Origin of the sequence: Pseudoalteromonas sp. SG44-17 (genome assembly GCF_014164235.1) — a bacterium.
Taxonomy (GTDB): Bacteria; Pseudomonadota; Gammaproteobacteria; order Enterobacterales; family Alteromonadaceae; genus Pseudoalteromonas; species Pseudoalteromonas rhizosphaerae.
Genome location: NZ_JACJEV010000046.1, coordinates 1 through 22,151, shown reverse-complemented (window position 1 = coordinate 22,151; position 22,151 = coordinate 1). Strand labels below are relative to the sequence as shown.

Below are 22,151 nucleotides of genomic sequence, written 5' to 3'. Positions count from 1 at the left end.
TTTACCTAACTTGATTTCATTTTTAAAAGTTCGCGTCTTTGCTTTTTATCTGGTTTACGGTCCGGATGAGGAGCAAAAAAGCTATTATTCTTGCGCGCGATGCTATTGGCTTCGCGTTTTTCGATACTTGCATCAGACTCCTGATACAAAGTTTGAGCAATGGGGGCACTTAAACGTTTATCAAGCAATTTAAGTACAGTGATAACTTTTTCGTCAACTCCTTGAGCAAGTTTGATCACGGCATCTAGTTCGACTACCTTACTAGGCTTAGTGCGCTGGCCATTATAATGTACTTTGCCACCTTGCACCATGTCCCGTGCGATGGCGCGGGTTTTATAAAAGCGTGCAGCCCACAACCACTTGTCTAAACGGATACTAATAGTTTCATCTTTTGATGTGGTATTACGGGTGTTACTTTTTGACACGATTATACTCGATTAAAAGCGTGACTCTGTAAGGCAAAACTTAGCATGAAACTTACTGACAAAGAAATAGTCGAAGCTTTTTACATTCAGCGTAAGTGTTAATTTACCTTGTTTACAAAGTTTAATATTAGTGCGCTTGTTGAATGAAAAATGAAAAGGTACTATAGGCCAGCGATGAAGCAGCAAATTAAAATAAGAAACGTCATTTATGGAACAGCGATTACAACAGCTAAAACATCTAGTAAGTAAATTACCCCACGCTAAATTGGGTTGGGCAATAACGCTTTTAGCCGTTGTTTATATTGCCTTTTTGGCTGCAAAACTATTTTGGTTAATATGGCCTACCCCGGTTAATTCTAGCCTTTCTCCAAGCTATATTAATAGCGTTACAGGTAAGCCTGAACGGGTTAATACGCAATTAATTTTAGCACAAAACTTGTTTGGTAAAGCCGACGCAGTGCCTAAAAAACCAGCAAGCCAACAAGCTCAAGTCATTAACAATGCGCCAGAAACTCGATTAAGCATTAATTTAACTGGTATTGTTGCAGTCAGTGGCAATGATCAAACAGGCTTGGCAATTATTGAGTCTCAAGGTCAACAATCAACCTATTTGGTGGATGACGTTGTGCAAGGGACTCGCGCTAAACTTGCGCAAGTATTACCTGATCGAGTAATTTTAGATGTTAGTGGCCGTTTTGAAACGTTAATGCTTGATGGCGTAGATTTTACCAAAACAGTGTCAATGCCAGTACTTGCCGAACGTGATAGTGATGAACCTGAACTCGATGACGGTCCGCAAATGGAAAGTGACCGTCAGATTGATGTAACAGCAAATCAAGAAGTAAAAGAAGCACTTATAGATACCCGGGAAGAACTGTTAAAAGACCCCGGTAAACTATTTGACTATATTCGAGTATCTCAGGCTATGAAGGATGGTGAGCTTATTGGCTATCGTTTAAGCCCAGGTAAAGACCCTGCATTATTTACGCAGATGGGGTTACAAAATAACGATTTGGCTGTATCGATTAACGGCTATCAATTAACAGATTTAAAACAGGCCATGTCAGCCATTAATGAGCTGCGTAATAGTACCGATGCGAACATTACAATTGACCGTGATGGCGAGCAGATTGATGTGCAATTTAGCCTGCAATAACTTAGCTTTGGAGTTTTAATATAATGGTTCACGCGCTACACCTCAAAAAAATCAGAAAAGGGTTAGCTAAGTACGCAACACTTTTTTTTGTGGCTAGCTTATCTCTATCGGTGTCTGCCGTTGAGTATGCTGCAAACTTTAAAGGGACCGATATCAACGAGTTTATTAATATCGTTGGTAAAAATCTAAATAAGACCGTCATTATCGACCCGAACGTACGTGGTAAAGTAAACGTACGCAGCTATGAATTGATGGATGAAGCACTTTATTATCAATTCTTCTTAAATGTACTAGAAGTTTACGGTTATTCAGCTGTTGAAATGGATAACGGTATATTAAAAATTGAAAAAAGCTCTGATGCTAAAAAATCAAACGTACCGTTAGTTACTGAAGACGACCAAGCGCGCGGTGATATGATGATCACTCGTGTCGTACGTGTAAAAAATGTTAGCGTACAAGAACTAGGTCCATTAGTGCGTCAGTTTAGCGACCAAAAAGATGGCGGTCATGTTGCCAACTTCAACGCTGCAAACGTCATGATGTTGACCGGTCATGCTGCCTCAGTAAACCGACTTGTTGAAATTATTCGCTCAGTTGACCAAGCCGGTGATAAGCGGGTTGATATTGTAAAGCTAAACTTTGCCACCGCTGATGATGTGGTATCTGTGGTTGATAATATTTACAAAGATAGCGGTAAAGGCAGTATCCCAGAATTTTTGATCCCTAAAGTCGTTGCAGATGGCCGTACTAATAGCGTTATTGTCAGTGGCGAAGGCCAAGCAAGAACGCGTGCTATTGAATTAATTAAACGCCTCGACGGTGAGTTACAAAGCCAAGGCAACACTAAAGTAATTTACCTTAATTACGCTAGCGCTGAAGATTTAGTGAAAGTGTTGCAAGGGGTTAGCAAAACGCTTGGTGAAGAAGGTCAAGGTGGGGCAACTAAAACCCGTAGCCGCAACCAAAACGAAACCAGTATTGAAGCTCACCCAGATTCAAACTCATTGGTCATTACTGCTCAACCTGACACCATGCGTTCATTGGAGTCAGTGATTGAACGGCTTGATATTCGTCGTGCTCAAGTACTCGTTGAAGCAATCATTGTTGAAGTAATGGAAGCTGATGGTATTAACTTTGGTCTGCAATGGATTTCAGAGCAAGGCGGTATGATGCAGTTTAATAACGGCACAACCGTTCCTGTTGGTTCTTTAGCTGTAGCTGCTGAACAAGCCCGTGATAAGACAGTGACTAAAACTCTCACTGGTGATAATACTGAGCTTAAGGAATACGATGAAACGCAAAAAGGTGATCTTGGCCCGTTAGGTGCGTTGTTAGGGGGCATCAATGGATTGGCTATGGGGATTGTTAAAAACGATTGGGGCGCGATCATTCAAGCAGTCTCTACTGATACTAACTCAAATATTCTTGCTACGCCTTCGGTTACCACCATGGATAACGAAGAGGCATCGATGATTGTCGGTCAAGAAGTGCCGATCATTACTGGCTCGCAAACGGGTTCTAATAATTCTAATCCATTTCAAACAGTAGAGCGTCAAGAGGTAGGTGTAAAACTTAAAGTAACGCCACAAATAAATGATGGTTCAGCTGTACAGTTAACCATTGAGCAAGAAGTATCTGGCGTGAGTGGTACTACTTCGGTGGATATATCTATTAATAAACGTGCCATTAAAACCACGGTTATGGCTGATGATGGCGGCATGGTTGTGCTTGGTGGTCTAATTGATGAAGACGTGCAAGAAAGTGTCTCAAAGGTACCAATATTAGGTGATATTCCTATCCTTGGTCACTTATTCCGCTCAACCAGCACCAGCAAGCGTAAACGTAATTTAATCGTGTTTATTCGCCCAACCATTATTCGTGATGGTATTAAAATGAATAAATTAAGCCACAGCAAATATAACTTTATCCGTGGTGAGCAGTATAAACAAAAAGAAGATGGTATTGATTTAATGCCTCTAACCGATGCACCAATCCTACCTGAGTGGAATGATGCATTAGTATTACCGCCAACTTATGAAGAATACTTAAGACAGCAAAATACAGATGAGCGCAATAATGACTGATGCAATCACTGAGATCACCGCAGAGCCCTCACAGCCGCTAAATAATAGCGAGCTGATGACCAGTAACGATTTAGTTGAACTGCCTAATAAGCGGCTACCATTTTCATATGCACGACGTGCAGGCATGTTATTAAGTAAAAATAATGATGACCGGGTGGTTTTCTATCGTGGTGAGCTTAATATTGATGCCTTGTTAGAAGTGCGCCGCATTGCTGGGCATGGCTTTACGCTTGAACATTTAGCTGATGACAAGTTTGAGTTGTTATTAGAGGCATCGTATCAACGCGATAGTTCTGAAACCCAGCAAATGATGGAAGACATAGGTAACGAAGTTGATTTATTTTCACTGGCTGAAGATATGCCGCAAACGGAAGATTTGCTTGCCGGAGATGATGATGCACCAATCATTAAATTGATCAATGCGATGCTCAGTGAAGCGATTAAAGAAGGCGCGTCAGATATTCACATCGAAACCTTTGAGCAAGAGCTGGTGATCCGCTTTCGGGTTGATGGCGTGCTTAAAGAAGTGTTAAAGCCGAATCGTAAACTCGCTTCATTGCTAGTTTCGCGTATTAAAGTAATGGCGAAACTCGATATTGCAGAAAAGCGTATCCCGCAGGATGGTCGTATTAGTTTGCGTATCGCAGGACGTGCCGTTGATGTTCGTGTATCAACCATGCCATCAAGTTTTGGTGAGCGGGTTGTACTGCGTTTACTTGATAAAAATAACGCGCGTTTAAATCTTGAAGATTTAGGTATGACGCTGCGCAATCGTGAATTGTTCTCTGATTTGATCAGTAAACCGCACGGAATTATTTTGGTGACCGGTCCAACTGGTTCTGGTAAAAGTACCACGCTTTATGCGGGCATGAGCCAAATTAACTCTCGCGATCGTAATATCTTAACGGTTGAAGATCCAATCGAGTATGAAATCCCAGGTATTGGTCAAACTCAGGTAAATACTAAAGTTGATATGACCTTTGCCCGAGGCTTACGGGCAATCTTACGTCAAGATCCTGATGTAGTAATGGTTGGTGAAATACGTGACCTTGAAACCGCACAAATTGGCGTGCAAGCCTCACTTACAGGTCACTTAGTGATGTCGACATTGCATACCAATACCGCAGCAGGTGCTATCTCTCGTATGGAAGATATGGGGGTTGAACCCTTCTTACTGTCATCTTCTTTGTTAGGGGTGTTATCGCAGCGTCTAGTGCGAACTTTATGTAAGAGCTGTAAAGAAGGTCATGTTGCAGATGAGCGCGAGTGTGAATTGCTCGGCGTACCATTTGTAAATCCGCCGACTATTTACCGAGCCGTTGGCTGTGAAGAGTGTAACTTTAATGGTTACCGTGGTCGTACCGGTATTCATGAATTACTGGTAGTTGATGAAACTGTTCGCGAACTTGTTCACAGTGGTAAAGGTGAGCAAAGTGTTGAAAAGTACATTCGCAAACATACCCCAAGTATTCGCCAAGATGGCTGTAGTCGCGTATTAGCCGGTAAAACCACCCTTGAAGAAGTATTACGTGTAACGCGTGAGGAAGGTTAACAATGGCAGCATTTGAATATCGCGCGCTCGATGCTCGCGGCAAAGAGAAAAAAGGTATTCAAGAAGCGGATACCGCGAAACAAATTCGCCAATCATTACGTGAACAAGGTCTTACGCCGCTCGAAGTTGTGCCCGCCGCAGAGGGGGATAAACAAGTTAAAGGTGAAAAAAGCTCGCCATTTGGCAGCTTTTTTAAAGCGAAAATATCTACCTCAGATCTCGCTTTGATCACTCGCCAACTCGCTACACTCATTCAATCGGCGTTACCGGTTGAAGGGGCGGTAATGGCGGTGGCTGAGCAGTGTGAAAAGCCGCGTATGAAGCGTATGTTAATGTCGGTGCGTTCAAAAGTTGTTGAAGGTTATACCTTGGCTGATGGCATGTCTGAGTTTCCACATGTATTTGATAATTTATACCGCGCTATGGTAGCTGCGGGTGAAAAATCAGGTCACTTAGATGCTGTATTGAACCGTTTAGCCGATTACACGGAACAACGTCAACACATGCGTAGTCAAATCACACAAGCGATGGTGTATCCGGTGATATTAGTAATATTTGCCATTGGTATCGTTTCAATATTACTAGGTACTGTAGTGCCTAAAATATTGAAGACATTTGAAAAGTCAAAGCAGGTTTTACCTTGGACGACTGAATGGGTAATGGCTGCTAGTAACTATGTGCAAAATTATTGGTTCATTACTTTGGTGTTATTTACCGCGACAGTGATTGGTGTTAAACATGCGCTAAAACAGCCTAAGATCCGCTTTTGGTATGATTCGAAAATTTTGATGATGCCGGGCATTGGCAAAGTTGCTCGTAGTATTAATACCGCCAGATTTGCTCGTACACTGAGTATCTTGTCATCAAGTTCAGTGCCGTTACTCGAGGGAATGCGTATTTCTGGTGGCGTATTGATCAACGAGAAAATTAAAAAAGCAGTGGCGGATGCCGCAACCCGCGTTAGTGAAGGGGCAAGTTTAAGAGCGTCCTTACAACAAACAAAATTATTCCCACCGATGATGCTGCATATGATCGCCAGTGGGGAGAAATCAGGTGAGCTCGAGCAAATGCTAGAGCGTGCTGCAAACAATCAAGACCGTGAATTTGAAACCATGGTAAATGTCTCGCTAAAACTCTTAGAGCCTGCGATGATAGCGTCCATGGCGGTTATTGTATTGTTTATCGTAATGGCCATATTACAACCTATTATGGCAATGAATAAAGCGATTGGACTTTAACTATTTTAGGGATTTCGTAATGCATTTTTACCGTGTTACGATAGTTAATTATTAAGAACAACAGAGGTATGTACGTGAATAAACAAGCAGGTTTCTCATTACTCGAAGTTATGGTGGTACTGGTTATCATTGGCATGATCATGTCAATCGTGGCACCCAATATTATGGGCCAGCAAGAAGAAGCGGCACTTGATAAAGCGCATCTTGATATTCAGCAGCTTGAAGATGCTATGAGTCTTTATAAATTAAAGAACAAAGCGTACTTAACCACTGAGCAAGGCCTTGAAGGGTTAGTGACTAAAACTAGCGTAGAGCCAGTACCAAAGCGTTTTCCTGAAGGTGGCTTTATTTCTAAATTACCAGAAGATCCATGGGGAAATCCGTACCAGTTAATCAGCCCGGGTGAAGTTGGTAAATTTGATTTGTTTTCAATGGGACCCGATGGCGAAGTGGGTACTGATGACGACATTGGTAACTGGGATGAAGAAAAATAATAATGCATCTTAGTATAAAGGCGTTTTTACACCCAGCACCGAGCTTAGCATCATGTTAAGTCGGGCTAAGTTGCGCCTTGCAAAGCTAAAGTCACCGATGCGTGGCTTTAGTTTAATTGAAATTTTGGTTGTGCTGGTGGTGATCGCCTTCGCCACTAAAATGGTGGTATATAGTCTTGATGGCGGTGTTGAAGATGAATTGGATAAACAAGCACTGAGACTGCATACCACCATTAATATGGCTTCTGAATTTGCAATCTTAAATCAGGTTGAATTAGGTTTTCAGCTTGATAAAGATACCTTAGAGTTTTTAGTGTTTGATGGTGAAAAATGGATCACCTTCGACCGAGAAAAGCTGTTTGCGCCGATGACTGTTGATGAACGTCTTAAGTTGACACTTAATCTAGAAGATCTCGCATGGGCTCAAGATAATCTACTCGAGCAATCCAATTGGCGCGAGTTAATGAGTGGCGGTGATGATGATAGCTTACTCGAATTGCAAAAAATGAAAATCCCGCAAGTGCTAATTTTATCTTCTGGTGAGGTGAGCGCATTTCAACTTATCTATGAATTAAAAGATGAAAAAGAACCTGTGTATTTCATCGAAGGGGAATTTTCCGCACCGGTTAACTTACGCAGAGAGCCAGAATAATGTATCGCAGGTCTAAAGGTTTTACTTTACTTGAGGTTATGGTGGCGCTGAGTATTTGCGCCATGGCTGGGATTGCCGCCATGCAAGCTACAGCCGAGCATATTAATCATTTATCAAGCCTTGAAGAGCAAACCTATGCCTCTTGGGTGGCTGAGAATGTAATGATTGAACAGCGTACCTTAGGCGATAAGTGGCAAGGCAAAAATGGCGCAAAAGGCACTGAAACAATGGCTGGTATAGAATGGTATTGGCGTCAAGATACCGAAGCGACAGCAGATAAAAGTTTTGTAAAAGTGACTATTAATGTATTTAGCGATGAAAAGTTAGAGCACTCGGTTTATGAGCTCATCAGCTATTTAAATAAAGGTAGCAAATAAGTGAAGCAGCGCGGTTTTACACTATTAGAAGTGATGGTAGCGCTGGGGATTTTAGCATTCGTCGTGTTAGCTACTCACCAAATTCTTGATTCGACCACGAAAGCGAAAGATGCATCAGACGAAAAAATTGCAGAATTGAATGGTTTGCAAACGACCTTTAGGTTAATGGATCAAGATTTCAGCCAAATGACTAAACGTGCCGTGCGCAATGAAGCCGGTGATGTGCAAGAACAATATCTACTTGCTGGGCGTTACACCATTAATAGCCAGTATGATGGTATTGCCTTTGTGCGAGATGGCTGGGTTAACCCAATTAATTTATTACCGCGCTCAGAGCTACAAGCGGTGGGTTATCGTGTTATTGATGACAACCTTGAGCGTATATATAGGGTCTATGTTGATCAACTCGATAATCTTGAGCCGCGAGTGCAAGTTATTCTTAAAGATATCGAAGATCTTAAATTTGAATTTTTAGATGAAAAAAATGAATGGCAAGAGCAGTGGCAGGGCAAGTCATTGCCAAAAGCTGTGGCGGTCACATTGCAACAAATTGATGAAGAACCAATAAGACGCGTTTTTTTAGTACCGGGTAATGGAAAGATGGGAGGTTTAAATGAACCATAAATCCCAACATGGCGCCGCGCTTATAATTGTCTTATTTATTGTTGCCTTGGCATCAATTTTAGCCGTAGAGATGAGTGCTAACTTGCTTGTTCAAGTTCAAAAAAGTACCAACATACAAGGCCATCAGCAAGCCAAGTGGTATGCCTATGCAGCAGAAGAGCTGGCTATTAAAGCGTTATTACAAAGCAAAAAAGATGACCCTGAAAAAACCACTTTAAAACAAATTTGGGCGCAACAAGGCGATATTCCTTATCCGGTCGATAATGGTACCTTGCAAGGCAAGATCACGGACTTACAGGCTTGTTTAAATCTCAATGCATTACGTGTTAAAGCGCCACAAGCGGGTAGTACTGATAAAACCAATCCTGCGCACACCGCGTTATTAGCGCTATTAGAAAATATTGAGGACTTGCCAGCAGAAGAGTCGGAAGAAGCCATGGCTGACAGTGTTTACGACTGGCTCGATGAAGATAGTATTACTTATCGTTCTGGTGCTGAAGAAGATGAGTATTTATCGCGTAAATCACCATATATGACAGCGAATAGTTTTTTTGCATCAAGCTCAGAGCTGCGTTTGGTTAAAGGGTTTAATCCATTAGTGATGGAAAAAATCTTGCCATACGTATGCGTGATCCCAGGTAGCGAATTGTTAGCAATTAATGTCAATACAATCGCTCCTGAACAGGCATTATTATTGAGTGCATTGATTGATGGTTTGAGTGAGTCAGGTGCGCAAAGTGTGCTATCAGTCCGGCCAGAAGAAGGCTTTAATAATATTGAAGAATTTTTTGAACAAGTGAATCAACAAGGGGCTCAAAATGTTAAGTCTGTTGAAAAACTGTTCACCATAAATAGCGAATATTTTAAACTACAAGCGCAGGCTAAATTTGTCGATCTGCGTTTTTCGATGACCACATTACTGCATGCCAAAGATGGCGAAGTAACTATACTGGCGCGAAAATTTGGAGGCGTACAGTGACAGAAATACTGTTGATCCGCACGGGTCAAACTCAACAAGAAAGTATTAATTGGCTGATTTACTCACCATTAGAACAAGAAATAATTGCCAGTGGCGGATTGCCGAACGCTGAGCAACTGAGTGAGTTAGTTGAAAAAGCACAGAATCGTGAAGTTGTGGTATTACTGCCATGTGATCAGGTGCAACTAAAAACCGTAATCCTGCCGACCAAATGGAATCGTAAGCTTGAGCAAGCGCTTCCATATATGCTCGAAGAAGAGATTGCATGTGACGTAGATGACTTATTTATCGCGATTGGTGAGCCTACTATGGTCGGTGACAAGCACGCCATTAAAGTTGCCATGACTGACCGAGAATGGTTTGAAACTTGGTTAGCTGTATTTGCTGAACATGAAATTGCAGTGTTAAAACTGTTACCCGATGCATTATTGCTTCCTACTGCGGAACATGAGGGATTAAGCGTTATTGAGCTTAATAACCAATGGCTATGTAAGCAAGGCTCATGGCGGATAAGTGCTGTAGAGCAAAGCTGGTTGGCTGAGTATTTAACTGCTTTAGGTCACCCTGATGTTGCACATTACAGCCCTGCCTCGCAATTTCCAGAAACGGTTAATCTTACGGCGCATACCGATGCTTATGATTTGCCGCTGGCGTTATTTGCTAAACAATTACCTGAGATAAAATTCAATCTTCGCCAAGGCCAATATCAACTGAAAAAGAAAAGCGCATTATGGTGGGCGTATTGGCAAGGTGCCGCCATTGCAGCGAGTGTCGCGTTAGTTGGCTCTGTGGCAGTAAAAAGTCTTGAATTGTATCAGTTAAATAGTGAGCTTGAAGTCGCTAAAACACAAGTGGTTGAGCGCTATCAAACGGCCTTTCCAGGGAAAACAGTTCGTCCGCATTTGATTAAAAACCAAATTCAGGGTGAATTGGCTAAATTAGAGGGTGGCAGCAGTGCCGGATTCCTAGATTTAACGAATGAGCTGGTGGGGGTATTTAGCCAAGTGCAAGAGTTTACTCCTGAGACATTGCGTTATGATCAACGTCGCAATGAACTTAGAGTTCGTGCTCGCGGAAAAGATTTTCAAACCTTTGGCAAAGTTAAAGCAATTCTTGAACAACGCGGATTAACTGTAGACCAAGGCTCATTAAATAATGATGGCGACTTTGTAGTCGGTGAAATAAAACTACGAGGTGCTGCATGAAACAACAACTTTTAAAACATTGGCGTGGCTTAAAAGAGCAAGAGCAACAGTTAGTGATGGTCGCTGGGGTTATTTTTGTTATTTTTATATTAGTTATGGGTATTTTTAGACCACTAAACAACGCGATAACTGAAGCTGAAAAAAACCAAGTTAAACAGCAAGAATTATTAGCGTGGGTTGATAACAGTATTGTTAAACTCAAAGCGGGTAGTGCGCGTGCTGTTACAAGTGACCAAAACTTGAGTCAAATAGTTAATGCTAGCCGCGCTCGCTACGATATAACCATAAGCAAAATGCAGCCTAGCGATAATTCATTAAGATTAACCATCGACTCGGTACAGTTTAATAAGCTCATAGAATGGCTTGATGAACTGGTAAACACTAAAGGCGTATTGATTGAAAATTTAGATCTCAGTCGCGATGATAAACCAGGCTACGTGCGCGTTAGCCGACTGGTATTAGAGAAGTAAAGAATGAAAAAAATAGCGATTCTTATAGTAATATTTTTCTTCGGTTTTATCTTTTTTGCACTATTAAAAACGCCAGCTGCAGTTGCGCTTAATTTAGCAAATCCTTATCTACCTAAAGATCTGCAAATAGGTAAAGCATCGGGTAGCATTTGGCAGGGTAGAATCATGCAGCTGCGCTATCAAGATGAACAGATTAATAATTTAAACTGGGATATTTCTGGTTGGGCATTATTCACCGGACAGCTTACAGGCAGTGTAAAGTTTGGTGATCCGCGACAGACCAGTGAACTGTCAGGACGCGGTGACTTTAGTTATGGTTTACTTGATCAAGTAGTTGCATTAAATGATGCTACATTGCGTTTGAGTGTTGAACGTGCGATGCAGCGTTTGCAGTTGCCATTACCTATTAATGCTAAAGGCAGAGTAATTGTTGAGTTAGATGAATATCTCTCAGGAGCGCCTTATTGTGATGCATTAAAAGGTGAAATCGCCAGTCCAAACATCGATGTGCAAGGATTGTCTGGCTGGTTTAGCGTTGGTCCATTAAGTGGCAAGTTAAGCTGTAAGTCGGGCGATATAGCCGTGTTAGTTGATCCTGAAAACCGCTTAGGCTTAGCGGCTGATGCAACCTTAAAAGCAAACATGGACTTTAAAGTGGCTGGATATATCAAGCCAGAAGCATCACTACCAAAAGAAGTACACGATGCCGCCAAATTTTTAGGCCGTGCAGATAGTGATGGCCGTTATCCATTAAATTTTTAAACAAGGCTGAATTGTTTTATGCAAATTCCTGAATTTACACAGCAACATGGCCAGCAGTTAAGTACGTATTTAGCGAGCCGCAATGGCGCCATGACATTTGTGCAGAGCCAAGGTTACTTATTTGCGGTTATTTGCTCTCCTGAGCCATTAGACGTACACGAGTGGCTTGAGCAGATAGTGCCAGATGCACACGGCCAGCTAGAAGAACAAACATTATTTGCATTTATGGCTTTGTATCATCAGATCAGTGAGCAAGTTTATGAAACAGGTTTTAAGCTCCCTGTAAGTTTACAGGTGAGTGATCAAGACGACAGCTACCTAGATTTGCATGAATGCCAGCAATGGTGTCAGGGTTTTGTTCAGGGAGCACAGGTGTATATTGATAAGCTAATGCAAGCTGATGCACTGACAACAGACTTAACTGATGCATTGCAAACCGCTTACGCCAGTTTAGGCTTTTTTGCTTTAGAGCCCCAGCTTATCACAACAATTGCCCAGCAAAATCAGCTTAGTGAAATACAACTATGCCAGCAACAGTATGAACTAATGGGAGATTTTGCATTAGGATTTGCTGAGTTAATAGAAATTATCGCGGTGCAAAGTGGTTTGTACGCAGATGAAGAAGATGGTTGGAGTTAGCATTATGCTAAATCCAACACAATTTCAGTACAGCCCTTAGGGCATTTAGCAACCCCTTGGCCGGGTTGCTGAGTCTTTAAATCTAACGTTAATATGCCTTGGCATACTTCACATTTAACCGTTTGCCCTTTCGCCAGCTTCTTCAGTAGGTTTTTATGTTGGTTAAACGATGCGCTGCTTTTTTTTGTTAAAGCTGAAAAATCCACTATTTACCTCTGCGCTCAGCCAATGATGTTGAGACGATGTCACACACTGTATTTAAACGATCTTCATAAAAATATAAGTTGAGATCTTTACTGCGGCAGTAACGAGTATGGAATAGCTGCAGCTGTTCATCAGTTTGCATGGTTTCTTCTAAATACTCTAACTCGCTTTCTGAAAGTGTTAGTTCTGACTTGATGCGGTTTTTTGCCATGCTCGCAGCGGGTCCACGGTTAATGTTGCTAGCACTACTTAATAGCCCTACACCTTCTCCTAATAACTTTTCTCGAGGTTCTTTTATCATTGGATGATCAATTGTGAATAACGCAAGTATCACTACAACTAGTACAAGGAATTTTTTCATATGTGAGTAAACTTTGATCTGAACGGGTACGAATTAGGCACCAGTGTAATAAAATGCCCCTTTGTAAAGCAAGCAAGTTAGGTGAATAAATTATTATCAATGAATATCAGCTTTTTTGAGGAGAGTTGGTATAATGACAGAGAACAATTAGATTTTTCAGAAATCTCTGAACTTTTACAGCACAGTAGTTCAGTTTGCACTATTTTTAAATGTAAGCTTAGTTGTTAGCTATCTAAATAGCGTTATATGATTGTTTGACTTTCATTCTCCAAGCGGCGTTGAGGAACTTCGATGGACAAGCAAATAAAAGTAAAAAATATTCCTAGTGAGGTCAAGATCGAAAAGCCCGATCTCTATGCTCAACAGGATAGATTTAATCCCCGCAATCGCATTTATGTACGTGCGGTTAAAGGGTTACATCAACTATTAAGACAGCGCATTGGTTTTCTTGGTATGTTGGCGTTCATGGCGCTGCCATGGATAAACTTTAATGACCAACAAGCTGTGTTATTTGACCTCATTGGTCAAAAATATAACATTTTTGGGCTAACTCTATGGCCACAAGATTTTACTATTCTTGCTTTTATTCTGATGCTTGCTGCATTCGCGTTATTCTTAGTGACCACCTTTTACGGTCGGGTATGGTGTGGCTATACGTGCCCGCAAACAGTCTGGACGTTTATTTTTATTTGGTTTGAAGAAAAGTTCGAAGGGACAGCGAATCAACGCAAGAAGCTTGATCAGCGACCAATGGACTTTGATAAATTTTGGCGTAAGACAGCCAAGCATACAGGTTGGATAGCTTTTTCTTTATACACCGCACTTACCTTTGTTGGTTATTTCACACCTATTCGTCAGCTGTTACCGGATTTTGTTACTTTTGATGTAGGTGGCTATGCGCTGGTTAGCATTATCGTATTTACTGTATGTACTTATGGTAATGCTGGATGGATGCGCGAAATTATGTGCTTGCATATCTGCCCGTATTCGCGCTTTCAATCTGCAATGTTTGATAAAGATACCTTCACAGTAAGCTACGATGAAAAACGTGGTGAAAATCGTGGGCCACGTAGTCGTAAACAAGATCGAGAAGAGCTTAGCTTAGGTGACTGTATTGACTGTAATTTGTGCGTACAAGTATGCCCAACAGGGATCGATATTCGCAATGGTCTGCAAGCTGAATGCATTAACTGTGGCGCCTGTATCGATGCCTGCGACGGAGTAATGGATAAGATGAATTATCCGCGCGGGCTTATCTCATATACCACTGAGCGTAACCTAGAAACGCCAGAGAATAAAACCAATCCTCTGCGCGCTAAGATTATTGGTTATATTGTTATATTAGTGGTGCTCAGCGCAGCGCTGGTAACGAATATTGTGATGCGTAAGCCAATGGACTTAGATATTATTCGCGATCGAAATCAACTCTATCGAGTCGATTTTAATGGGCTTGTCGAAAATACCTACACACTTAAAGTGATCAACAAAGCACAATACGAGCAAACCTTTAATATTAAGGTGGTAGGACTGGAGAACTTTAAGTACATAGGTAAGCAAACTTTTACCGTGCAAGCGGGCGAATCGCATAACGTGCCATTATCATTGGTGATGGATCCGTATGATTTGAAAGCGCCTATGACCGAGTTTAATTTTGTATTATCGCCAGTGGACAATCCAAGTTCACAAATTTCGCAGCCGAGTAACTTCTTTAAAGCGCGATAGTTAAGTACACTGATAACAAATAAAAAGCGGGATTTTCCCGCTTTTTTTATAATTGATGAGAATTATGAGTAAATTTAGTTTTGTTGACCTCACCCCGGATTCGATTTTAGATGCGGTCGAAAGTATTGGTATTTACGCAGAGTCTGGCTTATTAGCACTGAATAGTTACGAAAACCGTGTCTATCAATTCAAAGCTGAAGATGGCCTACGTTATGTGGTGAAATTTTATCGCCCCGAGCGCTGGAGTAAGGCACAAATACTCGAAGAGCATAGCTTTGCATTTGAATTGGCTGATGCTGAAGTGCCTGTAGTTGCGCCGATACAGCGTAATGGCGAAAGCTTATTTGAGCATAATGGTTATCTATTTACTTTGTTCCCAAGTGTCGGGGGGCGCATCTTTGAAGTTGATAATCTTGATCAGTTAGATGTGTTAGGACGCTTGATTGGTCGAATGCATCAAGCAGCTAAAGCCAATGTTTTTAGCGAACGTCCGGTCATAGGGTGTGACGAGTATCTAGATACAGCTAAAATTCAGTTACAAAACAGTAATCTGGTGCCTAGCAGTTTAACTACCGCGTTTTATACTATTTTGGATATGGTGATCGCTAAAACGAAATCGCTTTACCAGCAGGTGGATACTATACGTTTACATGGTGATTGCCATGCCGGTAATATTCTGTGGGCCGGTGATGCGTTGATGTTTGTTGATTTGGACGATAGTCGTCAAGGGCCTGCGATTCAAGATTTATGGATGATGCTTAGTGGCGATCGAAACAATCAACTGTTACAGTTAGATACCTTAGTGACTGCCTATGAAGAATTTTGTGATTTTGATCACACTCAACTCAAATTAATTGAACCATTACGGGCAATGCGTATGATTCATTATATGGGGTGGCTAGCTAAACGTTGGGAAGATCCGGCATTTCCGCGGAACTTTTCATGGTTTGCTGATGACAAATACTGGGAGCAACAAATTTTAGCGCTGAAAGAGCAGTATTCTGCACTTCAAGAGCCGCCGCTGAAGTTGCTGCCTAACTAATTATTAAAAATATCTGAAACGAGAGTCCAATGCTTAAAAAACTAAAATTGAGTTTACTACTGTTATGTTTACCTTTTGCTGCGATGGCTGCAGATTTTAAAGCTGGTGAGCACTATGACGTACTAAAAATTGAAAAAAGTAAAACCTCACAAGTAACAGAGTTCTTTTCATTTTATTGCCCGCACTGTTTTAAGTTTGAAGCTGTAGCTAAAGCAATGGAAAAAAGCTTGCCTGCAGGTACTGAGTTTGTAAAAAACCATGTCAACTTTTTAGGTGGTTTAGCGCCAGAAGTGCAAAGTAATTTGAGCTATGCATATATCATCGCTAAACAGCATAACAAAGGTGAGCAAGTTGCAGATCAAATGTTTGACAGCATTCATATAAAACGTGCTCCACTCAATAACATTAAAGACGTCAAAGCATTACTTGCAGTAAATGGTATTGATAGCGATACCTTTGATAAAGATATTGCCAGCATGCCTGTGATTGCGGCGGAAAAAGCCATGCAAGACAAGCAAAATAAGTTTTCACAAATGGGAGCCTTAACCGGTGTACCAACGTTTATCGTTAATGATAAATATAAAATCAATATCAATACCATCAAGAGCCAAGAGCAGCTTGATGAGTTAGTTGCCTTTTTATTACAACAATAAGCTATTAAAACAATAATTTTTGGAGTTTTTACCGATGATCAAATTAGTTAAAGCAGGATTGCTGGCACTTTTATTACCATTAGCCGCGAATGCAGCACCAACAACTTATGAAGAAGGTGTGCATTATGATGTAGTATCTGAGCGCGCTAGTAAAAAGCCAGAGGTAAAAGAGTTTTTCTCATTTTATTGTCCAGCGTGTAATAACTACGAAGCTCTATTAGTTGAGGTTAAACCTAAACTTGATACAAGTATTGAGTTTAAAAAGAGCCACGTCGATTTTGTTGGTGTGCGTGATCCTGAAAATCAACAAATGATTTCACAGGCACTTGCAACAGCTGAAGTACTACCACAAAAAGATGCCATTATTGCTGCTATGTTTAATCATGTTCACGTTAAACGTGCTAAGTTTAATGAATTAGCTGATGTTAAAGATGTATTTGTCGCGCAAGGTGTTGACGGTGATAAGTTTGATAAACTGTATAAAAGTTTTTCAGTACGCACTATGAGTTCAAAAATGAAGCGTGACCAAGATTACTATAAAGATAAGGGGGCACTGCGTGGTGTACCAACATTTATCGTAAATGGTAAATATAAGCTTAACCTAGGTCGTGAATCAGGTATTACTGAGCCTGAAGATATTAGCAAATTGATTAATTACTTAGCTGCTAAATAGAGCGGTTTAGTGTTTATTGTAAAAAAGCTCCGTACGCGGAGCTTTTTTGTTGCAGGTGGTAAGAAATGCATAAAATACTGGTTTCAAGTTGCTTACTTGGTGCTCCCGTGCGCTACGATGGTAGCGGACAACAGTTACTCCATCCTCAGCTTATCGCATGGCAGCAGCAGGAACGTATAGTCGCTTTTTGTCCTGAGATTGCTGGTGGTTTATCCACTCCTAGAGATCCTGCTGAAATCGTCAACGGTAAAGTGATTACCAATACTGGTGATGATGTGACACCGGAATTTCAGCTAGGTGCAAAACAAGCATTACGCCTTTGCCAACAGTACAATATTTGTTTTGCGCTATTAAAGGAATCAAGTCCTTCTTGTGGTCGTAATACAATTTACGATGGCTCGCACAGTGGTATTAAGGTGGTTGGAATGGGATTAACGGCTTCGCTATTAGAAAAGAATGGTATTAAAGTCTTTAGTGAGCAGCAAATGCCAGCGCTAGTAAAAGCACTGGCATAGATACTTTACAATTTACGTTGTAAAAATACCCCTGATTCAATGTGGTGGGTATATGGAAATTGGTCAAAAATCGCAAACCGTTTAACTTCATGAGTGCGAGTTAGGTGCTCTAAATCACGCTCTAGCGTATCAGGGTTACATGAGATATAAATAATACTCTCGTAGTTAGCCACCAAATCACATGTTAGTGTATCCATGCCTGCGCGCGGCGGATCAACTAAAATGGTCTGACAATCATAGCTGCTTAAGTCAATCCCTTCTAAACGTGAGAAGGTTCGTTCGCCTTTCATAGCTTGAGTAAACTCTTCGCTCGACATACGAATGATATCTAAGTTAGTTACGTTATTTTTAGCAATATTATACTGCGCTGAGTGTACTGACGATTTAGAAATTTCGGTTGCTAATACACGATTAAACGAACTAGCTAAGGCAATTGAAAAGTTACCGTTACCACAATAGAGCTCTAGTAAATCATTTTTTAGTGGTTTACATAAGTCTTGTGCCCACTCCAGCATCTTAATGTTTACTTTAGCATTTGGCTGCGTAAAGCTGTTTTCAACTTGTTGGTAAATAAGTTGCTGGCCATTAACTGTTAAACGCTCAGTAACAAAATCATCACCGAGTACTTCTTTTTGTTTGCGAGCACGCCCAATAAAATCAATTTTAAAGCGCTCACTCAATGATTCTTTTAGTGACTTGATAGCTGCTAGCCATTCTTCGTCGAGTGGTTTGTGATAAAGCAGACTCACTAAAATCTCACCGCTTAAACTAGAAAGATAATCTATTTGGAATAATTTACGACGCAAGACTTCACAGCCTTTAAGATTATCGATCATTGCCTGCATTACTTCCCCAATTAGCGGCGCTGCAGGGTCAAACACATCGACTCTGATTTTGTCTTTGGTGGCTTGATCAAACATAATGTGGAATAACTCATCGCCATCGTGCCATACTCTAAATTCAGCGCGTTGACGGTAATGAATTGGCTCAGAGGCAAAGACTTCTAATTGTTCAACACCAAAGCGTTGGAATTGCGCAATGATACGTTGCTCTTTTTCATTTAACTGTGCGTCGTATCCTGTTGTATCGATCTTTATAACCGCCATTACCTACTACCTTATTTCATTATGCTGTTTATCGGCGCTATTGTAGGGGGCAGGGATTATTTGTCTAGGGTCTGTTTATCTTTCTAGGTTAATTTTGCAGCTGTGCGTTTGGTTTTTAGGCAAGGCAGAGCCTATGTAGTGTGGTTATTCCCCATAAATAGGCGATAACGTAGCATAAATGCCAAACGCGCGCTGCCCGAAGGGTTCTGCCTAGGGGCGATTAACTCTTTGTTGCTCAATTTTTACTTAGCCCACTAGGTTACAAATCTCGCGCCGCGATTAAATCGCCCCGAGGTTGAACAAATTTTAATCCTTAAAGGTCAACAGGCCCTAATTTTGAGTAATAGCAAATGCTGTTTTTTTGTACATTTTACTTTAGTTATTTATTTTTGGGCCGATACTTAAGTAAGCAAAAATAGGAGTCGGATCATGAAAATTGGCAACTTTGGCTTTGTTCCAAACAACAACGTCAATAAATACAGTAACAAAGCTGCATTACAGCAACCTACAATACAGTCGCCTCAAGATAGTTACCAGCAACGTGGTAAAGAATTAGCAGCAAAAGTGTTAGGTGACAAAATGGCTGAGGCTTTAGGCTTACCTGTCGCGGAAGAGAAAAAAGACAAGCCACTATTTGATTTTGAAGAAATCGTCAAAAACGTTTTGGACTTTGTAACTGGTGCCGTTAAGAAAGCGCAAGTCAATGGAGCCGATAATGAAAAACTCAAAGGTATGCTTAGTGATGCACGCAAAGGTGTGCAAACAGGTATTGATGATGCTTATGGTGAATTAAAAGATACCGGTATTCTAAACGACGAAATTGAGCAGGGCATAGAAAAATCCAAAGAAGGTATTTTTAATGGCCTGGATGAGTTTGAAGAGGATTTATTTAACCCTAAACCGGATTCTGTCAGTGTTACTCAAGCACAGTATTTAAGTTTAAGTAATAATGCTCAGTATAACTTCACCACTGCAGAAGGTGACGAGGTGAGTATTAGTTTTGCTGATGCATTTAAACAGCAATCAGCCAGTAGTTATCAGCGTAATGGTCAAAATGAAGGCTATGCCAGTGCATCATCACAATCGCGGGAGTTATCATTTAGCATGTCAGTAAATGGTGACTTAAACGAAGATGAACAAAAGGCTATTAATGCAATGATGGAAGACTTGCAAAATGTTAGTAAAACATTTTTTGGTGGTGATTTGGAACAAGCCTTTGAACAAGCACAAGAGCTCAACTTAGGCAACGAACAGCTAGTCGCGTTTTCAATGGACTTAAAGCAAACTAAAACGTTTGCAGCGATAAAAGGCTATGAAGAGAATAAACCAACACCAGAGAAAGCTGTGGCTGAAAAAATAGCTCCATTTAATGACGATCTAAAAAATGCCTTTAATAAAGCGGGTGATCTTGGTTTGCAAAATGAACTGTCAGGCATTTTACAATGGTTAAATCAAGACCAAGAGGAAATAGGCAAATTAGTCGACTATACAAAATCAATGTTTGAGCAAATGAATAAATTGCGCTCAGCAGCACTAGAGAGTGAAGCATAAGCTTTATTTTCAGTACACCGCGTGGCAAACTGCTCAGCTTAGTTATTATAAGGAGCGAGTTGTTTGTCACCTCATATCATGGTTTTTGATTCGGGCATTGGTGGTACCACAGTGCTGAAGCATATCCAGCAATACATACCTGATGGCCTTTATAGTTATTTTATGGATAACGCCTACCTACCTTATGGAAAGCTGAGTCAACAAACCATAATTCAGCGCCTCACCGGATTATTAATTTTTATAGAAACACAACAATTACACGTTGATGTGTTAGTTATTGCTTGTAATACCGCATCTACTTCAGCACTGAGCGCGCTTCGCGAATTAACCACGATACCGATCGTCGGTGTAGTACCTGCAATTAAACCCGCCGCTTTATTATCTAAGTCACAGCATATTGCCTTATTGGCCACACCAGCAACAGTACAAAGTAGTTATACACAACAGTTGATAAGCCAGCATGGTCAAGCTGTCACAGTACATTTATATGCAAGTGTTGAACTTGTAACGTTGGCGGAACAAACATATCAAAGTAAAAAGATTATCCAAGACAAACTAGTTGCAGAGCTCGATAGTCTCGCTATTGATAATAGAGTGGATGTAGTCGTGTTAGGTTGTACGCATTTCCCAATTTTAGCAAAAGGTTTGAATGAGTATTTTAACAGCACTGTATTATTACTTGATTCCGGCGTAGCAATAGCCAAACGGGTGTGTGCAATACTGAAAGAGCATAATATAGATTGCAGTGATGAGCTTGATGCTAATTGTACAGGCAAGAAAAAGCCGCTACGTTATTACGCAACGGCTTCTATTTATGTTGATAAGCAACCGGTGGAGCTAGTTACGCTGATTGATCCGACTCAGAACGAAAAGAGTTAGATTCATCATCTTGTTTTTGTTTTGCTTCACGAACTTTCAATGTACGTTGTTGGAACTCGCTATCGTTTAATTTTGCAATAGCATTATCAGCATCTAGCTCTGCCATTTCAACAAAGCCAAAGCCACGACGTTTGCCAGTATTTTTATCCTTTAATAGGCGTACATTAAACACTTTACCTTGTTCTTCAAATAAAGCGCGAACTACACCTTCATTTGCACGATAAGGAAGATTGCCCACATAAAGTGTTTTTGTTTTTACTTCGGCTTCTTCTACATCGCCAGATGACATTGCAGCTATAACTACACCACCAATTAATAAACCAGCACCAAATAACAGTGCATGACTTAATTGTAGGCTCGAAAGCGCAAAATTAACTATAACGAAACCAATAACAGCAAGGATAACTGAAGAGATAAGAGATTTTTGATCGGGTAATTTCATTTTGATCTACCAATAAACAGGAAATAAACATTAATTTAACATTGTGAACTTGCTATCTTAACGCGATAAATGAACATAGCAATGATATTTATGTGAAATAATTTAATTTACATCAAAAAAGACTCGAAAAAGCATCGATTGAGTGTTCTTTTAAAGCGTTTTGCATGCTTTTTGAGCGAACAGTCAAAAGATTGAAAAAAAGTGTTGATCTGTTTTTGGAACTCCCTATAATGCGACCCCACTGAGACGGGAAACGCCAACGCATAGCGAGGCACGAACAACTCAGAGAGTTAAATAAAACTTCGGTTTTAAATATTCGCAAGAAAGTTTAAAACTAAGTGTTGAC

The 22,151-nt window shown here is 40.7% G+C and carries 25 protein-coding genes; 20 read left to right on the top strand and 5 right to left on the bottom strand.

Annotated elements, in window-relative coordinates; all coding sequences use genetic code 11:
- Positions 1 to 5: 5 nt before the first annotated feature.
- Positions 6 to 428: a ribosome-associated heat shock protein Hsp15 gene (gene hslR, locus H5182_RS20445; protein ID WP_392352783.1), complete on the bottom strand. Its 423-nt coding sequence runs from the start codon at positions 426 to 428 to the stop codon at positions 6 to 8.
- A gap of 205 nt (positions 429 to 633) precedes the next feature.
- On the opposite strand from hslR, the gene gspC reads away from it, so the two are divergent.
- From gspC to H5182_RS20380, 13 genes are all read left to right on the top strand, one after another.
- Positions 634 to 1,581, top strand: a complete 948-nt coding sequence (gene gspC / locus H5182_RS20440) for a type II secretion system protein GspC (RefSeq protein ID WP_182760527.1) — start codon at positions 634 to 636, stop codon at positions 1,579 to 1,581.
- A 23-nt stretch (positions 1,582 to 1,604) separates the two neighbouring features.
- On the top strand, positions 1,605 to 3,665 hold the full coding sequence (gene gspD, locus H5182_RS20435; RefSeq protein ID WP_145242762.1) for a type II secretion system secretin GspD: 2,061 nt from the start codon (positions 1,605 to 1,607) through the stop codon (positions 3,663 to 3,665).
- Positions 3,658 to 5,217 (top strand): type II secretion system ATPase GspE, encoded by a 1,560-nt coding sequence (gspE, locus tag H5182_RS20430; RefSeq protein WP_145242764.1) that lies wholly within the window; start codon positions 3,658 to 3,660, stop codon positions 5,215 to 5,217. The genes gspD and gspE overlap by 8 nt, the downstream gene beginning before the upstream one ends.
- 2 nt (positions 5,218 to 5,219) lie before the next feature.
- Positions 5,220 to 6,455 carry a type II secretion system inner membrane protein GspF gene (gspF, locus tag H5182_RS20425; RefSeq protein WP_145242766.1) on the top strand — a complete coding sequence of 412 codons (1,236 nt, stop codon included), beginning with the start codon at positions 5,220 to 5,222 and terminating at the stop codon, positions 6,453 to 6,455.
- Between the two features lie 74 nt (positions 6,456 to 6,529).
- Positions 6,530 to 6,949 (top strand): type II secretion system major pseudopilin GspG, encoded by a 420-nt coding sequence (gspG, locus tag H5182_RS20420; protein ID WP_145242768.1) that lies wholly within the window; start codon positions 6,530 to 6,532, stop codon positions 6,947 to 6,949.
- A 52-nt stretch (positions 6,950 to 7,001) separates the two neighbouring features.
- Entirely contained in the window at positions 7,002 to 7,601 is a 600-nt protein-coding gene (locus H5182_RS20415; RefSeq protein WP_182760526.1) for a prepilin-type N-terminal cleavage/methylation domain-containing protein, read from the top strand.
- Positions 7,601 to 7,978 (top strand): type II secretion system minor pseudopilin GspI, encoded by a 378-nt coding sequence (gene gspI, locus H5182_RS20410; RefSeq protein WP_145242773.1) that lies wholly within the window; start codon positions 7,601 to 7,603, stop codon positions 7,976 to 7,978. The genes H5182_RS20415 and gspI overlap by 1 nt, the downstream gene beginning before the upstream one ends.
- On the top strand, positions 7,979 to 8,602 hold the full coding sequence (gene gspJ, locus H5182_RS20405; RefSeq protein ID WP_182732554.1) for a type II secretion system minor pseudopilin GspJ: 624 nt from the start codon (positions 7,979 to 7,981) through the stop codon (positions 8,600 to 8,602). It abuts the gene before it with no gap.
- Entirely contained in the window at positions 8,592 to 9,581 is a 990-nt protein-coding gene (gene gspK, locus H5182_RS20400) for a type II secretion system minor pseudopilin GspK (protein WP_145242776.1), read from the top strand. Before gspJ ends, gspK begins: the two co-directional genes overlap by 11 nt.
- The gene (gene gspL, locus H5182_RS20395; protein ID WP_182760525.1) at positions 9,578 to 10,786 is read left to right on the top strand and encodes a type II secretion system protein GspL; all 1,209 of its coding nucleotides are present in this window, start codon (positions 9,578 to 9,580) and stop codon (positions 10,784 to 10,786) included. The genes gspK and gspL overlap by 4 nt, the downstream gene beginning before the upstream one ends.
- Positions 10,783 to 11,256 carry a type II secretion system protein GspM gene (gspM, locus tag H5182_RS20390; protein ID WP_182719493.1) on the top strand — a complete coding sequence of 158 codons (474 nt, stop codon included), beginning with the start codon at positions 10,783 to 10,785 and terminating at the stop codon, positions 11,254 to 11,256. The genes gspL and gspM overlap by 4 nt, the downstream gene beginning before the upstream one ends.
- 3 nt (positions 11,257 to 11,259) lie before the next feature.
- Entirely contained in the window at positions 11,260 to 12,018 is a 759-nt protein-coding gene (locus tag H5182_RS20385) for a type II secretion system protein N (protein ID WP_145242782.1), read from the top strand.
- A gap of 18 nt (positions 12,019 to 12,036) precedes the next feature.
- Positions 12,037 to 12,657, top strand: a complete 621-nt coding sequence (locus H5182_RS20380) for a UPF0149 family protein (protein ID WP_145242784.1) — start codon at positions 12,037 to 12,039, stop codon at positions 12,655 to 12,657.
- Between the two features lie 2 nt (positions 12,658 to 12,659).
- On the opposite strand, the gene H5182_RS20375 is transcribed toward H5182_RS20380, so the two are convergent.
- Positions 12,660 to 12,863 (bottom strand): hypothetical protein, encoded by a 204-nt coding sequence (locus tag H5182_RS20375; RefSeq protein WP_145242786.1) that lies wholly within the window; start codon positions 12,861 to 12,863, stop codon positions 12,660 to 12,662.
- On the bottom strand, positions 12,863 to 13,222 hold the full coding sequence (locus H5182_RS20370) for a hypothetical protein (RefSeq protein WP_145242788.1): 360 nt from the start codon (positions 13,220 to 13,222) through the stop codon (positions 12,863 to 12,865). Before H5182_RS20370 ends, H5182_RS20375 begins: the two co-directional genes overlap by 1 nt.
- A 291-nt stretch (positions 13,223 to 13,513) precedes the next feature.
- On the opposite strand from H5182_RS20370, the gene ccoG reads away from it, so the two are divergent.
- The 5 genes from ccoG (at position 13,514) to H5182_RS20345 (ending at position 17,827) form a co-directional block, all read left to right on the top strand.
- Positions 13,514 to 14,944 carry a cytochrome c oxidase accessory protein CcoG gene (gene ccoG / locus H5182_RS20365; protein WP_145242790.1) on the top strand — a complete coding sequence of 477 codons (1,431 nt, stop codon included), beginning with the start codon at positions 13,514 to 13,516 and terminating at the stop codon, positions 14,942 to 14,944.
- Between the two features lie 64 nt (positions 14,945 to 15,008).
- Positions 15,009 to 15,986 carry a serine/threonine protein kinase gene (locus H5182_RS20360; protein WP_145242793.1) on the top strand — a complete coding sequence of 326 codons (978 nt, stop codon included), beginning with the start codon at positions 15,009 to 15,011 and terminating at the stop codon, positions 15,984 to 15,986.
- Between the two features lie 29 nt (positions 15,987 to 16,015).
- Positions 16,016 to 16,639: a thiol:disulfide interchange protein DsbA/DsbL gene (locus tag H5182_RS20355; protein WP_145242795.1), complete on the top strand. Its 624-nt coding sequence runs from the start codon at positions 16,016 to 16,018 to the stop codon at positions 16,637 to 16,639.
- Positions 16,640 to 16,673: 34 nt separating this feature from the next.
- Positions 16,674 to 17,312, top strand: coding sequence for a thiol:disulfide interchange protein DsbA/DsbL (locus H5182_RS20350; protein ID WP_145242797.1), 639 nt, complete (start codon positions 16,674 to 16,676; stop codon positions 17,310 to 17,312).
- Positions 17,313 to 17,377: 65 nt separating this feature from the next.
- Entirely contained in the window at positions 17,378 to 17,827 is a 450-nt protein-coding gene (locus H5182_RS20345) for a DUF523 domain-containing protein (RefSeq protein ID WP_182760524.1), read from the top strand.
- 5 nt (positions 17,828 to 17,832) lie between these two features.
- Here H5182_RS20345 and trmA read toward each other — a convergent pair whose 3' ends face one another.
- Positions 17,833 to 18,933, bottom strand: a complete 1,101-nt coding sequence (trmA, locus tag H5182_RS20340; RefSeq protein ID WP_182760523.1) for a tRNA (uridine(54)-C5)-methyltransferase TrmA — start codon at positions 18,931 to 18,933, stop codon at positions 17,833 to 17,835.
- A 429-nt stretch (positions 18,934 to 19,362) separates the two neighbouring features.
- Here trmA and H5182_RS20335 point away from each other — a divergent pair, with 429 nt between their 5' ends.
- Together H5182_RS20335 and murI are read left to right on the top strand one after the other, a co-directional pair.
- Entirely contained in the window at positions 19,363 to 20,484 is a 1,122-nt protein-coding gene (locus H5182_RS20335; protein ID WP_145242803.1) for a DUF5610 domain-containing protein, read from the top strand.
- 63 nt (positions 20,485 to 20,547) lie between these two features.
- Entirely contained in the window at positions 20,548 to 21,363 is an 816-nt protein-coding gene (gene murI, locus H5182_RS20330) for a glutamate racemase (protein ID WP_182759068.1), read from the top strand.
- Here murI and H5182_RS20325 read toward each other — a convergent pair.
- Positions 21,326 to 21,805, bottom strand: a complete 480-nt coding sequence (locus H5182_RS20325; protein ID WP_182760522.1) for an RNA-binding protein — start codon at positions 21,803 to 21,805, stop codon at positions 21,326 to 21,328. The two genes, murI and H5182_RS20325, sit on opposite strands and share 38 nt — an antisense overlap.
- Positions 21,806 to 22,151: the final 346 nt, after the last annotated feature.